This window comes from Paenibacillus tianjinensis, assembly GCF_017086365.1.
Taxonomy (GTDB): domain Bacteria; phylum Bacillota; class Bacilli; order Paenibacillales; family Paenibacillaceae; genus Paenibacillus_AQ; species Paenibacillus_AQ tianjinensis.
This window is the reverse complement of record NZ_CP070969.1, coordinates 3,758,850-3,773,079: the sequence shown is the minus strand read 5'-3', so window position 1 is coordinate 3,773,079 and position 14,230 is coordinate 3,758,850. Positions and strand designations below refer to the sequence as shown.

Genomic DNA, 14,230 nt, shown 5'->3' with positions numbered 1-14,230 from the left:
GAATCTTAAATTTACGTATGATTGAGGGGAATGAACATGATTGAATTAAGGGATGTGTACAAGACATTCACCCGCAAAGAGATGCAGATTGATGCTCTGAAGGGAATTAACTTGAAGGTTGAAAAAGGCGATATCTTCGGGGTGATCGGCTACAGCGGTGCCGGGAAAAGCACATTAATCCGTTTAGTTAATTATCTGGAAAGACCGACAAAAGGACAGGTTCTGGTAGCCGGACATGACTTAGGCGAATATAACGACAGAGAGCTGCGGGCAGCGAAAAAGAACATAGGCATGATATTTCAGCATTTTAACCTCCTGGAATCTAAAAAAGTATTTGATAATGTTGCGATCCCTCTCGTCTTGCTGAAAAAGAATAAGACTGAAATCCGCAAGCGGGTAGAGGAGCTGCTCGAATTCGTCGGATTAAGCGACAAGGCCGGAAGTTATCCTAGTGAACTATCAGGCGGACAGAAACAGCGGGTTGGTATTGCCAGAGCGCTTGCCTCGAATCCCTCAATCCTTTTGTGTGACGAGGCGACCTCTGCCTTAGATCCACAGACAACACAATCGATTTTACAGCTGCTGAAAAGGATCAATGCAGAATACAACATTACGGTGATGATCATTACGCATGAAATGTCTGTCATCCAAGAGATTTGTAACAAGGTGGCAGTGATGGAAGAGGGAAGGATCATCGAACAAGGAAGCGTTCTGGATGTATTCGGTCACCCTAAACATGAAACCACGCAAAATTTTGTGAAAACTGTCATTCAGAATAGCCTGACTCCCAGCGTCCAAAAATCAATCAAAGCGGAACATGGAAAACTGCTCTATAAGCTTAATTTTATCGGGGAAAGTGCATCTGAGCCCATTCTGTATGAGATGATCCGTTCAAGCGATATAAAAGTCAATATCCTGTTTGCGAATACGACGGAGATTCAAGAAATGACACTGGGTACTGTAATCATTCAATTAAATGGAGACCAGACAGAGATTAATAATGCTATAGCTTTCTTAAAGAGAAATGGAGTAGGCGTGGAGGAGGTAGAATCTTATGTTTTCGACCACAGTAACAGGTGAACAATTTTTCCGGGCGATCTTAGAAACGATTCAAATGGTGGGGTTCTCCTTATTGCTAGGTGCCCTAATCGGGATTCCCGTCGGGATATTGCTCGTAATCACTCGTCCGGGAGGTGTTTTGGAGAACAGAGCCCTTTATTCCATACTAAATCCGGTGATTAACATTGTTCGCTCTCTGCCGTTTATTATTTTGCTGGTGGCGATTATTCCGTTTACCCGATTAATTGTTCATACTTCGATTGGGACAAGCGCAGCAATCGTACCGCTGATTATCTATATTGCCCCTTATATCGGACGGTTGGTAGAGAACTCTCTGCTTGAAGTGAATCCGGGAATTCTGGAAGCTGCCGAGGCGATGGGGGCTACTCCGTTCCAAGTGATCTGGTACTTTTTGCTGCCGGAAGCGGTCGGTTCCTTAATCCTGTCGTTGACTACGGCTACAATCGGGTTGATCGGGGCAACTGCCATGGCAGGTACGGTAGGCGGAGGAGGCGTTGGAGATTTGGCTATCGTCTATGGATACCAGCGGTTTGACACCGTAGTAATGGTAGCTACCGTCATTATTCTCATCTTTTTCGTGCAAGGCATTCAATCTTTAGGTAACACGCTGGCCAGAAAAATTCGCCGCTACTAGTTATTACGCATACAAGGGGGACATGCAGATGAGTGAATGGAGTAAGCAAGACCGGTTTAAAGCCTTATTATCCGGAGAACTGGCGGATCGTCCGATTGTCAGCGGATGGCGTCATTTTATTGACAAGGAACAAAATGCAGAGGATTTGGCGGCAACAACGGTTTCTTTTACGAGAAAATATGATTGGGACTGGGTCAAAATTAATCCAAGAGCGACCTACTTAGCTGAAGCTTGGGGCAATCAGTATGATTTTACGGATTATCAGACTGTATTTCCCAGACAGACAACGACGGTTATACCTGCAGCCGAGAATCTGTGGGATCTAGATGTGAAAAAGGCAACCCAGACTGCATCACTGCTGGAGCATTTAGAGGCGGTTAAAAAAATCCGTCAAGGGTTACCTGACACACCGCTCATCCAAACTGTATTTTCGCCATTAACGGTGCTGCTGTTTATTGTAGGGCGTTCTGCTTATGTAACCAAAACGGTGTTCGGCATTGAGCAGCCTGTTACTTTGGAATCTTTGTTCAAGGAGCATAGGGCGGCAGCACACCATGCGTTACATGTGATTTCATTAACCTTGGCCGATTATGTGCAGGAGCTGCAGAAGGCCGGTTCAGACGGTTTGTTCTATGCGGTAACAGGAACGGCACATCCGGGATTATTTGATGAAGCGATGTTTGATGAGTTCTCCAGGCCCTATGATTCAATTGTTCTGGAAGCCGCAAGCTATGGCAAAAACATTTTACATACCTGTGGTGCCTACGCCCAGCCTGAGAAATTTAATGATTACCGTATTGACGGAATCAGCTGGGATACGATAGCCGAAGGAAATCCGGGCCTTGCAGCCAATCTCAAAGCCACCAAGGTAGGCGGAGTGGATCATGGATTGTTTGCCGTAAACAACATAGAGCAAATTAAGCAGCAGGCTCAAGAGGCTTTGGCATTCATGAAAGACAAACCTTTTATTCTGTCGCCAAACTGTGCAATCCCGTTAAACGTAACAGATGAGGCGTTAGAGCAATTTAAAAACCAAGTATTGGAATAGGGGATGAGGGTAATGAAAAAGTTAATGGTAGTGATGTTGATTAGTGTAATGGCGGTACTGGCGGCTTGCGGCAATAATAATGAAGCAGGAAGCTCCGGAGACAAGAAAAAAATTACGGTTGGATTTGGTGTTGGTACCTATGAGGAGCAATTCCGTCAATCGATTCTGCCGATCCTGGAGAAAAAGGGCTACACCGTAGATATTAAAACCTTCTCGCAAAACATGCAGGTCAATCCGGCAATGAAGGAAGGCTCTATTGACGCAAGCATTTTCCAAAGCACAGCCTATATGGAGGCTATCAATAAAGAAATTGGTGCAGACATGACCGGAATTGCATATGTACCAGGTGCTCCGCAAGGCCTTTATTCCGTAAATCATACGACGCTTGACGATGTAAAAGACGGTACGACTGTAGCAGTTCCTAATGATCCGGTAAACCAGGAGCGCGCGCTGCGTATTCTGGAAGAACTGGGCTGGATCAAAATTAAAGATGGAGCTGGTGTAGCGGATTTCAACATTAGCAGCATGGAGCCGGATAAGTACAATATTGATATTAAAGTGCTTGATCCCGCTCAAATTCTGGTCTCCCTTCAGGATGTTGATTATGGTGTTGTGAACGGGAATTACATTGCGAATTCACCAGACAGAAAGATTACGGATGCACTCAAGATAGAAAATACGCCGATGCAGCACAGAATCATCGTATCCATTAATAAAAAGGATGAAAATACCGAGTGGGCCAAAGACCTCAAGGCCGCCTATGAATCCAAAGAATTCGAAGAGTACATTCTTGGACAAGACAAATATGATGGTTTTATTCTGCCGGAAGCATGGAAGAACAACTAAGTTAAGGAAGTGAGCTTAAGTGATGAAGAGCAGGATACATTTCATTGGCGGAGGACAGATGGCCGAAGCGATCATCCGCGCATGTATTGCGGGTGAGACGCTGACTGCCGGTCAAATCAGTGTGTCAGATGTGAACGAAGCACGTCTTCAGCTGTTGAAGGCAAAATATAATGTAGATACAGAGAGTCCGCAGGAGCACGGCCTCTCTACAGCAGAGCTGATCGTTATTGCCGTCCGGCCGCAGGATGATCTGGCTACACTCGGACAAAGGGTCCGGCAATTCGCTTCACCGGCTGCCGCAATCGTGTCGATTGTGGCGGGGGTAACGCTTGTGCAGCTGGAGGATTATTTTGGAGCAGAACGCCCGATTGTCAGGGTTATTCCTAATACATTGACAGACACAGGATATGGATACAGCGGTGTGGCTTTGAATGCACATGCTGCCCGTGATCAAGTGGAGGATTTCCTGCTCGGCTTCGGCAAAGTACAATATCTTGAGGAATCCTACATTGATATCTTCACCGGCTTCGGTGTGGCCGGACCTAACTATATCTATTATTTCATTGAATCCTTTACGGATGCCGGTGTACTCGCCGGACTGCCGCGGGAACAGGCATGGAAGGTTGCGCTGGAGAATATGCTGGGAGCGGTGGCCATGCTGCAGCAGACCGGACTGCATCCAAGACAGCTGCTGGATATCAACAATTCACCCGGTGGTGTAGGCATGCATGGGTTGTACGAGCTGAACAACAGTGACTTCGCAGCCGGACTGCAGAGAAGTGTGCTGGCGGCCGTAAAGCGGACCACGGAGCTGGGAGTGAAGAAATAATGGCAGTACTGAAATGGGATCATCTGGTGCACTATGTCAACGATCTGGATCAGCCGGTGCAAAGCTTTGGTGAACAGGGCTTGGTTGCTTTCCGGGGGGGATCTCATAAGGCTTGGGGAACTTATAATGCTTTAAGTTACTTTGGGCTGACCTATCTTGAGTTCCTCGGCATCGAGAACCTGGAATTAGCACAAGCGACTGAGCACAATGTTGTAGTGAGGGATGCCGTAACAGTCCTTCCAGAGCATGAAGTCTTAAGCAGAGTGGTGCTCCGGACGGATGATATTGAAGCTGTCGAAGCTTCACTGAAGGCTGCAGGGCTATCCCTATCTCCCATCATTGACGGCCGGCGTCTGGATAATAAGGGCAATTTAATCGAGTGGCGGATGATGACCATTGACGGAAACTTCCAAGGACTGGTCTATCCGTTCATCATTCAGTGGAACGGAACCGATGAAGAACGGCTGGAACACCTAACGTCATCCGGTATCATCCAGGCCCATCCTGCGGGCAATGTTGATATCGTAAGCGCGGTATTCAGAGTTTCCGATCCTGCCGCTGCCGCTAAGCATTGGGGAGAGCTGTTCGGATTGCCTGTTACAGAGTCTGGGGTTAATCTCTTCAGCCTTAAAATTGGAGATCAGTCCTTTGATTTCGAGCAGGGGGATGACAACCAGTTCAAACAGGTTCTTTTTACAACAGATTCACCATCCCTAAAAGGAAAAATGATTCGCGTGGGTGAAGGGGAATATGTCTTCGCTTAATGTGACAAATATTTGTGCAATAAATTTATAGATAGGGCCAAGCCTCTGGGGGAAACTCCGGGGGCTTTTTTGTATAACCGCAGGGAAGTGAACGAATGGAACGTCTTATTAGATAAGAAGGCGAATATGAACTGACACTAATAACGGGGAGAAAACTTATGAAGAAATTACTTAGAAGAAATAGGACGATACTGGTCAGTGTTGTATTGCTTATCGTAATCATCCCTACGGTTGTTTGTTGGCATCAGCTTGGAACTTTGTTTACAGCAGGGAAATATGGGAGTGCCGATGAAATGGTCCGGACGATTATGGCCAAAACAGCAACTCCTGGCGTAGCGATGGTAACATCCAAGCAAGGAAAGACGGATTATAAGGTATACGGTTATTCCGATGTTGATGGGCAACAGAAAGTCACCAGTGAAACACTCTTTGAATTGGGATCGGCTACTAAGGCGTTTACGGCTTTGGCTGTTGTTTTGCTGGAAGAACAGGGAAAGCTAGCGTACTCCGATTATGTCTCCGAATATCTTCCTGAATTTGTCCCTACCTATAGAGGGGGGAAAGCGGAGATCTCGATTAACCAGCTGATGGCTCATACAAGCGGAATTCCGTCGTGGACGATAAAGTTAATTCCTGAAGGGACTACAGCAGACACCCTTACACAAACTATACATAAGATTTCAGACATTGCCTTGGATACATACCCGGGAACAGACTATCAATATGCAACCATTAATTATGATATTCTGGCGATGATTATCGAACAAGTTACAGGTTCAAGCTATCAGGATTTTGTAACTCAGAATATACTTATTCCGCTGGGCATGACAGACAGTTATTTTTCAACAGGCCAGGAAATGAAGCCGGATCAGCTTAGTAAGGGTTACCGCGTGTTTTTTGGCAAAAGCTTAGAATATGATGCTCCGAGATATTACGGGAATATGGCTGCAGGTTATTTGGTGACGAATCTAAAGGATTTGGAGCACTGGCTTAATGCCCAGTTGGGAATGGGAGATGTACCGGATCATCTGAAACAAGCGATAAAGCAATCTCATGAGGCTGACTTGGAGACTGCCGGATATGAAGCTGAAGATTTGTACTATGCCTACGGGTGGGATAACGATCCAGAGAGGCGGCTGATCAGCCACACCGGAATGAATCCGAATTTTTCCTCACAGGTCATTATCGATCTGAAGCAGCAGGAAGCCGTATTTGTACTGGCTAATCTGAATTCAACCGCCCCGTCCCTGATTGCACACAACATATACGGCAGCATGAACGGAAATCCGATGAAACCTTTCAACTATGATGATAGCAGTATCTTAATGGATTGGGTATTTTCGTTCTTAGTCCTACTGGCAGTCATTAGCGTAATTCATAAGGCATTGAAACTGATGAGTGGGGCCGGAACAAGCTTACACAATGAACGGTCAAGACGCAGGAAAAGAGTTGGAGCGGGCATCCATCTGATCATTAGACTGCTGCTGCTGGTGTTGATACTGATCTGGCCTTATCTTATTCACTACGATTACTATATGATTAGCGTGTGGATGTCGTATTCTGTTATTGCGTGGATAGGACTTGCGGCGATTAGCTGTGTGTTGGCGATTATATTGAATCTGAAAAGAATGGCGGCGCTTAGGGGCCGTTAGTTCATGGTAAAAACTAAAACTCATAAAGTGTAATAAAGGGTACGTTTGGAACTGCGGGAGAAGCACTATGATAAGATGAAATGAACAATCTTTATTGTATCCGGGTATCTACCCGAGAGAAACGGGAGGAATGAGTGAATTGAAACATCCTTTTCATCTAAAAGCAGTTTGGAATGGCGGGCGTAACAGTGAAGGGCATATTGATGTAGGCGGGCTAAAAACGACAATTTCAATTCCGCAGGAGATGGGGGGGCCGGGAACAGGTACCAATCCTGACGAAATGCTTCTGGGGGCCGCATCGACCTGTTATCTGATTACGCTGGCAGCGATGCTTGAGCGTTCCGATATTACACCTCAGGATTTGACTATGGAGTCTGAAGCGATTGTGGATGTTACAAATAACGTGTTTACGTACGAACGGATCATGCACAAACCCCGGATTGTACTCAAAGCGGATGCAACTGAAGCAGAACTGACGAAAGCCGAACGGCTGGCACATATGGCAGAGAAGTCTTGTATGATTTCGAGAGCTGTAGCGGGTAATGTCACGATAGAAACACTGCCTACTATAGTAACATCAGGGCTTAACATGGTGTGAAGAGTCAATACCATACTTACTGCAATACGCCCATGCTTTTGATGCCGGAGGCAGTATTAAACCGGTAGTCCCGGGCTGTCGCCTAAACGCCCCCCACTGAATACATTTGAAGTATAAATGATTCAGGAGAGGATGTTGGCTGTGCAAGCTGTTTCTCATAATCCCGTTCAAGGATGGATCGCCTACACGTCGGACCGTGGCGGAGCGTTCGACATTTGGCTGCACCGGCCGCAGGATGGATTCAATATTCAAACTACACAGGGGCTTGGTGCGGAGTATTCCGTTCCCTATTGGTCTCCGGACAGCAGGAGAATTGCTTTCATCGGCACTAACAACGTGATCCACGTGCTTGATACCGTTACGCTAGCCGTTGCCCGGATTGACCAAATTGAACCCTACACATTGTTGGACTGGTCCCCGGACAGCCGGTTTCTCGCGTATGTCAAAAACGGGAGAATCATCATCTATAATACGTTCTCTCATAACAGCTATACCATCACGGAGCCAGGCGCCGGCGATGTCCAGTGGTTCCCTTCGGGTAGAGAGCTTCTGTTCTCGGCTCCGGATTCCAGCGGCAATACCCAGCTCTTCCGCATCGGGATCGACGGCACAAACCGGAGACAAATCACGCACAATACGGACGGACCGCTCCATAACGTTCGGATTTCCCCGGACGGAACATTTGCACTTTATACATTCCCCGGTGCAAGCATCTCTATTATTTCGACGGTGGATCTGGCCACCGGCACCATCTATACACTGGAAGGCGGAATGCTCGCCAAAAATTATTTTCCGGTTTGGTCCCCTGACTCCCGGAGCATCGCCTACAGTGCAACCGCCTACCAGCAGCCGAATTATTATTCTCTCATTCAAATCGACAGCCGAACCGGTAAGAATCAAAGGACACTCTCGGCCTCCAGTTGTTTCGCCACTCCCGTCAGCTGGTCGCCGGGCGGTGACAGGATCGCGTATTTATCGGGATGCTCAGATGTAGAAAGCGCAAGTCAGCTCTGGATAGTCGATCTCAGGAAGCAGATACCGGTGAATATCCTCAACGGCGGCCGGATTACAGCCCTGCAGTGGTCTCCCCGTGTCAGAAGGATTCCGGAAGCCATATACACAAACTCCGTGTACCGGGTATCCTTCCCATATCCTGCATACTGGCACCGGGTCAGCAAAGAGAGGTACGAGGGGCCAGACGGTTTTTTTCAGGTATCTGCGATTTCAGCAGGCGACCGGATTGCCGATGTATGCAGCTCCGAAGCTTTTCATCCATTGATGCCTTATGGCTCCTCTCCCAAGATTGTCATGATGACGATCCAAAACCAAGAAGCTTGCTTCATTTTTCCGTCGGATGACCAACCCGCGGAGATGAACCAGCAGGCCGCCCTCATTGTGAGATACCCCCGCCTAATCCAGATCGGAGAAACGTTCTACAACTATTTTATTTTGTGGGCTGATGAGAACCATATCCGGCAAATGGGCGGACGGCTGTCATTCCTTTAGCGTTTACAGCTGAATCCATTATTTCCGCCATTCCCAAAAAAAGCGATCTTGACAAGAGCTGTTTAACAGCCCTTTGTCAAGATCGCTTCATAGTACTCTCTAACAAATTACAACTCAGACCAGGTTAAGGTCAGCTCCACAGTGTCTTCCTGCGAGGACAACGTACCACCGATCAGTGACCAGCTTTCCGTAACTGTATCCCCTTGAAGGATGAGGTTTTTCTCGTCAATGGTCTCTGCTGTGTCTTTGACCCCTTGATCCTGAAAGTACTGTTTATAAGTTTCTGCCAGCTTGTCGAGCTTTTCTTGGGATCTAAAAATTAAAAGAACCGACTTTTTGCCGTCGTTTTGCTCCGAGTGGGAAGTGGTTACTTCAGCATCATCCGGGAGTGGAAAGTCCTTTGGCAAGTATTCCGGTCTCTCTGTTTCCTCCACCTGAACGGCTGCTGCTTGATTCTCCGGTTCTTCAGATGCGGTGGAATCTTTGGCAGAACACGCCCCCAGCACCCAGGCCAGTGCAGTCGTCAAAAGAATCAGCTTACCAATATTCCATCGTTTATGAATCATGTGTTCACTCCGTTTCTGTAATGATCTATTGTTGTGACAAACCTCACACAGAACCATATCCAGTATATAACAGGACAATTTGGAAAAACAACTTTTTGGACGATGGATGTGGCGTTACAGAACGCGATCGGTCAAAATGGTCGTTTTACATTACAAACTGGTTTAATAGCCTTTGGACAACGTCACGCTTTATGGGCTTACTAATATATTCATCCATTCCTTCTGTAAGGCACTTTTCCCGGTCACCCTTCAAAGCATTGGCTGTGACGGCAATGATGGGCGGGCTGTTCTCCTTGTGTTCCTCTTTAATCAACTTCATTGCATCGAAGCCGTTCATAATCGGCATGTGCAAATCCATTAAAATGAGATCAAACCGCTTGCTCTGCGCTGCTTGAACTGCGTCTATGCCGTTCGTGACGGTAGTAATCTTGTGCCCCATTTTCTCAAGTGTTTTGGTCAACACTAGCTGGTTGATATGGTTATCTTCAGCAATCAAAATGCTCGCTTCTCGTACCGGTTGACGCTTTTGCAGGTGATTCTCTTGTGTCTGAGGTGCGACTGTTTTCTTGAGCCTGATTGTGAAAGTAAAAGACGAGCCACTCTTACCGTCACTCTCCGCGTAAATCTCACCGCCCATCAACTCTATAATTCGGCGGCTGATGGCCAGCCCAAGGCCAGTGCCTTCATGCCTGCGGGCCATAAAACTGTCAATCTGTGCAAACGGTTCGAATATTTCGTTAAGCTGCGATGGTTCAATCCCAATACCCGTATCGGTTACTGTAAATACCAGCAGGGAGGGATCCTGCTCTCCAAGCTTTACCTTTACCGAAATACTTCCCTTGGACGTGAATTTTACGGCATTGCCGAGCAGGTTTATGAGTACTTGCTTTAAACGTTCGGCGTCACCGTAAATGTAGTCAGGAACACCGTGATTTATCGTGCTGGAGAGCTCCAAGTGATGTTGCTCGGCTCTCAGGGAAATGACAGCGAAGCTCTCATCAATGCATTTGCGCAGTTCAAATGTATCTTCTTGCAGCTCTGTTCGTCCTGCCTCAATCTTGGAGAGATCAAGGATGTCGTTGATAATATTGAGCAGAGTATCCCCGCTTTTACGGATAATCTCCACATAGCCCCGTTGTTCTTCACTAAGCTCCGTATGGTCAAGCAGAATATCCGTCATACCGACGACGCCGTTCATAGGGGTGCGAATTTCATGGCTCATCATGGCTAGAAACTCACTTTTAGCTTTGTTCGTGGATTCAGCGGTCTCCTTCGCAAGCAACAACTGTTTCTGCTCGGAGATGTCCTTGCATATGAGATAGAATCCGATATTTTGATTGTTCACAAAAATTGGTGCAATACTGGTAAGCACTTCGATAACTTCGCCGTCTTTGGCGATAAGTGTGTTTATGTGCTGTTCAACCGAATTATCGTACAGCGCCCGATCCAGAATGTTATGGACATTCTCCTGCCCGATTAGCTCTGCAAGCTCCATACCGATCAGTTCGGCCTCGATGGAGTAGCCTGTTATCTTTTCCGCCATACTGTTGGCGTTAATAATCCGGCCGTTTAGGCCAAAGGAGATGACGCTGTCATGGTTGTATTTTTTAAGTGATGTGTACCGCTCTACGGATTCCTGAAGGCGTTGCTCAGATTCCTTTTGCTTCGTGATTTCAATGATTTGGCAGATGTAATACGCCGGTTGGTTCATCTCATCGGTGAAAAGCTTGAGGGAGAGCAGTCCCCACATGTCATCACCCATTCTTGTGAGAAACGGCTTTTCGAGCTGTACTTCCGTTTTATCACCCATGAGTGCCTTTAGATCGTTAATATTTCTAATATTATCCTTATCGTGGGAGAGGTCTTCTAACCTCATACCGTCAAACTCTGCTTTTGAATAGCCAAAAATTCGTTCCATGGCGGAGTTTACGGACAAAATCATACCGTCTGGTGTAATAAGTGCGATCCCAAATGAAGCATGATCAAACACTTGTTGGTAGAATTGATTCTGGTTTAGATTAACGCGATGCATGGCGGCCTCCATTGGGTGCGTAATGTTTTCATGAAAAAATAGACCTCCTAATTGAAGGTCATATCAATATTGATAAATTTGAATATTATTAGAATATTAAATGAATGAGACTTCAATTTTATTTACCCACTTATCGCTTGCCGAAACAATCCAAATCATTGCATATTACTTAATCATGTTCTGAAAATAGAGAGGGGCTGGTAATTTCACGAAGTTTCGAGAATATGACATTATATAAATCCCCGCAGTACAATAGAGAACATAGAAACGAAACAAAGAATAGGTACTATTATGTATTGTATATCTTGCAAGGATAAGGAATATCCATGGAAGACAATTTATCATGAACTTGATCGAGAAATTTTTCAGGAAGATGGAAGGTTTCTGGAGATTTTTCAATTATGGATTGATCCTGGTTACCGTAGACATGGATATGGAACGCAATTAAAGAGATTTGTTGAAGATGAAGCAAGAAGACATAGAGTAAACCTGGTATATACCCATACTGAGGAAAGTAATCAGCATGTAATTGATCTAAACCTAAAGTTAGGATACAAAGAAGTAAGACGTGGGCCTATTTGGGATGAAATAACGCGAGTAAGTCTAATTAAATACATTAAGTAAGAAACACTGAAAGTAACACTAAGAAGGTTGCTTACATATCAGAATGATGAATGATTTTAGAATATCCCAACAAAACCACACCATTGTTAGGTGTGGTTAGTTTTTATAAACTGATGTATATCTAATGGTTAAATCCCACTTTGTGCTTAAATACATATAGGTGAACGGCAAACGATAAAATTGCTCAGTAATGGGAAATTAAATTAGAGCCGAGGATGGCTACGGACAATCTTGATGAAATAAATCCGCTGCCACCCCATGTCAAAAGGTTTTCTACGTACCCTAATGTATCCGAATTAGTTGTGCCGGTAATACGTTGCACAGCAAGTAAATCATAGCTATTACTTTTTACGTTTGTAACAATGGGGTATAACGCACCTATAGCAAGAACCTCACCTTTTACGGGTTGTTTTAGTTTGCCATCTTCGTTGTAATATTGTGATAAATATTCGTTACCCTTGTAGCTAATGTCAATAGTGAATAGCACGTTAAGTTGGGGACTCCCTACGCTTACCTTGTAAAAATCCTCATAATTCACATTAAATTTATATATAGTGTTGTATTTTTCAATATTAAATATCTCCTGCAGATTGTTATCCTTAAAGGAGTACATATAAAATATGCCATAACCTCCGCTTCCTCCGGAATCAATACTTATTAAAATGTCCGCTACGCCATCCTTAGAAAAATCCCCCAGAAAAAGTCTGGCATTATATCCTGCATTGTATTGAAGATATACCGTTGTAGTTTGGTTAGAATGCCCATCTTGGATCACAAGTGTGATTTGATCAGCAAAGTCTCCAGTTCCATCTGGTTTATTACCGTATAAATAAATGTTATCTATCGTTTTGTCCCCATTTACATCGGCCTGCTTAAAATCCAACAAAGTGATGGTTCTGTAAAGAGTCAAGCTACCATACCCCCGCTCTCGGTATATTGGGTTTGAATATTGGAACGGAGTTCCAAGGTTAATCATTTGCCGGTTACAATTAGACATTTATATTCCTCCATGTAATTGGGTTATAATCCATACACTCAGATAGGAAGGCGCATATCATGTGTTAGAAAGCAAAGAGGAGGGGAAATCAATGGGATGTCCTGAAGTTTGTAACGTTGGCTATACTTCCACTGCTGCAATTCTGGTTCTTTATATTTTGCTGGTAATCATTTTGTCTGCTGGTTTCTTTGTTTAGTACCAAGACCAGTAAAGCGTATTAGCAAGAACATGAGCCTATACTGTTAGGCTCTTGTTCTTTTTTTGTAGGATGGTGAGCGATTTATTTAGTTCCAATCACAAGAATATATCCGATAAATTCTTCATAACTGTCCATTATACTGTTGTACTTACGGATTACTTCCCACATGGAGTGGTTGAGAAAGGAACCTGCATCGATTTGTTGATGATCATCCGGTTGCTCAAACAGATCCACACTTGATTTAGGAAACATGAAGGGGCCCTCTATCTGTGAACGAATAAATCCTATTGTTTGTACTAAGGCTGACCAATCCTTAATGTCCCATAGCTTATCGACGTGATAAAATTCAGTAATTTCTTGACTGATTTCAGGGGGCATGGGTTTTCGTTGGATCATTTCCCTGTCAAAAAGTTGGCCTCCAGACCGCAAAACTCTGTAGTATTCGGATAATGCCTTTCCGGTGTCCGTGAATATGGATACAGATTCAACCAGAATGACATCAAATGATTCGTCAGGAAAAGGCAGTGAAGTGGCATCTCCCTCCAGGAATTTCAATGATAGATTCTCTGTTTCAGCCCGCATTTTGGCTTTTGCAATCATATCCGGACGGATATCTATCCCTACTACATCATGTCCCTGAGCTGCCAAATAACAAGATGTTCTGCCTGTGCCGCACCCCACTTCTAGAATTCTGGATTTAGCGGGTAGGGGATATTGTTCGAATTGCTTTAACGTTGCAGAGAATCCTCCAGGATGGGCGTTACCAATCCCTAATTTAGCCAGCATGTCGAAATATTCCATGGTTTAAATTTCCTTTCACCGCAGGTTTTATCTTATAATATGTAAGGAAATAGA

The 14,230-nt window shown here is 45.0% G+C and carries 14 protein-coding genes; 10 read left to right on the top strand and 4 right to left on the bottom strand.

Annotated elements, in window-relative coordinates; all coding sequences use genetic code 11:
- Positions 1 to 36: 36 nt before the first annotated feature.
- The 9 genes from JRJ22_RS17090 to JRJ22_RS17050 all read left to right on the top strand — a co-directional run bounded on the left by JRJ22_RS17090 (position 37) and on the right by JRJ22_RS17050 (position 8,957).
- A complete protein-coding gene (locus JRJ22_RS17090) occupies positions 37 to 1,080 on the top strand; it encodes a methionine ABC transporter ATP-binding protein (RefSeq protein ID WP_206100663.1) in 1,044 nt (347 codons plus the stop codon).
- A complete protein-coding gene (locus JRJ22_RS17085; RefSeq protein WP_206100662.1) occupies positions 1,055 to 1,714 on the top strand; it encodes a methionine ABC transporter permease in 660 nt (219 codons plus the stop codon). The genes JRJ22_RS17090 and JRJ22_RS17085 overlap by 26 nt, the downstream gene beginning before the upstream one ends.
- Before the next feature lie 28 nt (positions 1,715 to 1,742).
- Positions 1,743 to 2,762: a uroporphyrinogen decarboxylase family protein gene (locus tag JRJ22_RS17080; RefSeq protein WP_206100661.1), complete on the top strand. Its 1,020-nt coding sequence runs from the start codon at positions 1,743 to 1,745 to the stop codon at positions 2,760 to 2,762.
- A gap of 12 nt (positions 2,763 to 2,774) precedes the next feature.
- Entirely contained in the window at positions 2,775 to 3,608 is an 834-nt protein-coding gene (locus tag JRJ22_RS17075) for a MetQ/NlpA family ABC transporter substrate-binding protein (RefSeq protein WP_206100660.1), read from the top strand.
- Positions 3,609 to 3,630: 22 nt separating this feature from the next.
- Entirely contained in the window at positions 3,631 to 4,437 is an 807-nt protein-coding gene (locus JRJ22_RS17070; RefSeq protein WP_206100659.1) for a pyrroline-5-carboxylate reductase family protein, read from the top strand.
- Positions 4,437 to 5,201 carry a VOC family protein gene (locus JRJ22_RS17065; protein WP_206100658.1) on the top strand — a complete coding sequence of 255 codons (765 nt, stop codon included), beginning with the start codon at positions 4,437 to 4,439 and terminating at the stop codon, positions 5,199 to 5,201. The genes JRJ22_RS17070 and JRJ22_RS17065 overlap by 1 nt, the downstream gene beginning before the upstream one ends.
- A 158-nt stretch (positions 5,202 to 5,359) precedes the next feature.
- On the top strand, positions 5,360 to 6,853 hold the full coding sequence (locus JRJ22_RS17060) for a serine hydrolase domain-containing protein (protein WP_206100657.1): 1,494 nt from the start codon (positions 5,360 to 5,362) through the stop codon (positions 6,851 to 6,853).
- 139 nt (positions 6,854 to 6,992) lie between these two features.
- Positions 6,993 to 7,451 carry an OsmC family protein gene (locus tag JRJ22_RS17055; protein WP_206105181.1) on the top strand — a complete coding sequence of 153 codons (459 nt, stop codon included), beginning with the start codon at positions 6,993 to 6,995 and terminating at the stop codon, positions 7,449 to 7,451.
- 132 nt (positions 7,452 to 7,583) lie between these two features.
- Positions 7,584 to 8,957 (top strand): TolB family protein, encoded by a 1,374-nt coding sequence (locus JRJ22_RS17050; RefSeq protein ID WP_206100656.1) that lies wholly within the window; start codon positions 7,584 to 7,586, stop codon positions 8,955 to 8,957.
- Positions 8,958 to 9,064: 107 nt separating this feature from the next.
- On the opposite strand, the gene JRJ22_RS17045 is transcribed toward JRJ22_RS17050, so the two are convergent.
- Together JRJ22_RS17045 and JRJ22_RS17040 are read right to left on the bottom strand one after the other, a co-directional pair.
- Positions 9,065 to 9,523, bottom strand: a complete 459-nt coding sequence (locus JRJ22_RS17045) for a hypothetical protein (protein ID WP_206100655.1) — start codon at positions 9,521 to 9,523, stop codon at positions 9,065 to 9,067.
- A gap of 145 nt (positions 9,524 to 9,668) precedes the next feature.
- Positions 9,669 to 11,567: a PAS domain S-box protein gene (locus JRJ22_RS17040; protein WP_232380871.1), complete on the bottom strand. Its 1,899-nt coding sequence runs from the start codon at positions 11,565 to 11,567 to the stop codon at positions 9,669 to 9,671.
- Positions 11,568 to 11,846: 279 nt separating this feature from the next.
- Between JRJ22_RS17040 and JRJ22_RS29770 the strand changes: the two genes are divergently transcribed.
- Complete coding sequence (locus JRJ22_RS29770; protein ID WP_206100654.1) at positions 11,847 to 12,179, top strand: GNAT family N-acetyltransferase; 333 nt, start codon at positions 11,847 to 11,849, stop codon at positions 12,177 to 12,179.
- A 184-nt stretch (positions 12,180 to 12,363) separates the two neighbouring features.
- Here JRJ22_RS29770 and JRJ22_RS17030 read toward each other — a convergent pair whose 3' ends face one another.
- The gene (locus JRJ22_RS17030) at positions 12,364 to 13,176 is read right to left on the bottom strand and encodes a VCBS repeat-containing protein (RefSeq protein WP_232380870.1); all 813 of its coding nucleotides are present in this window, start codon (positions 13,174 to 13,176) and stop codon (positions 12,364 to 12,366) included.
- 280 nt (positions 13,177 to 13,456) lie between these two features.
- Positions 13,457 to 14,176 (bottom strand): class I SAM-dependent methyltransferase, encoded by a 720-nt coding sequence (locus tag JRJ22_RS17025; protein ID WP_206100653.1) that lies wholly within the window; start codon positions 14,174 to 14,176, stop codon positions 13,457 to 13,459.
- Between the last annotated feature and the right edge of the window lie 54 nt (positions 14,177 to 14,230).

Coding starts and splice junctions, on each gene's coding strand:
- JRJ22_RS17090 (WP_206100663.1), top strand. CDS start 37: ATGATTGAATTAAGGGATGTGTACAAGACATTCACCCGCAAAGAGATG.
- JRJ22_RS17085 (WP_206100662.1), top strand. CDS start 1,055: ATGTTTTCGACCACAGTAACAGGTGAACAATTTTTCCGGGCGATCTTA.
- JRJ22_RS17080 (WP_206100661.1), top strand. CDS start 1,743: ATGAGTGAATGGAGTAAGCAAGACCGGTTTAAAGCCTTATTATCCGGA.
- JRJ22_RS17075 (WP_206100660.1), top strand. CDS start 2,775: ATGAAAAAGTTAATGGTAGTGATGTTGATTAGTGTAATGGCGGTACTG.
- JRJ22_RS17070 (WP_206100659.1), top strand. CDS start 3,631: ATGAAGAGCAGGATACATTTCATTGGCGGAGGACAGATGGCCGAAGCG.
- JRJ22_RS17065 (WP_206100658.1), top strand. CDS start 4,437: ATGGCAGTACTGAAATGGGATCATCTGGTGCACTATGTCAACGATCTG.
- JRJ22_RS17060 (WP_206100657.1), top strand. CDS start 5,360: ATGAAGAAATTACTTAGAAGAAATAGGACGATACTGGTCAGTGTTGTA.
- JRJ22_RS17050 (WP_206100656.1), top strand. CDS start 7,584: ATGTTGGCTGTGCAAGCTGTTTCTCATAATCCCGTTCAAGGATGGATC.
- JRJ22_RS17045 (WP_206100655.1), bottom strand. CDS start 9,523: ATGATTCATAAACGATGGAATATTGGTAAGCTGATTCTTTTGACGACT.
- JRJ22_RS17040 (WP_232380871.1), bottom strand. CDS start 11,567: ATGGAGGCCGCCATGCATCGCGTTAATCTAAACCAGAATCAATTCTAC.
- JRJ22_RS29770 (WP_206100654.1), top strand. CDS start 11,847: ATGTATTGTATATCTTGCAAGGATAAGGAATATCCATGGAAGACAATT.
- JRJ22_RS17030 (WP_232380870.1), bottom strand. CDS start 13,176: ATGTCTAATTGTAACCGGCAAATGATTAACCTTGGAACTCCGTTCCAA.
- JRJ22_RS17025 (WP_206100653.1), bottom strand. CDS start 14,176: ATGGAATATTTCGACATGCTGGCTAAATTAGGGATTGGTAACGCCCAT.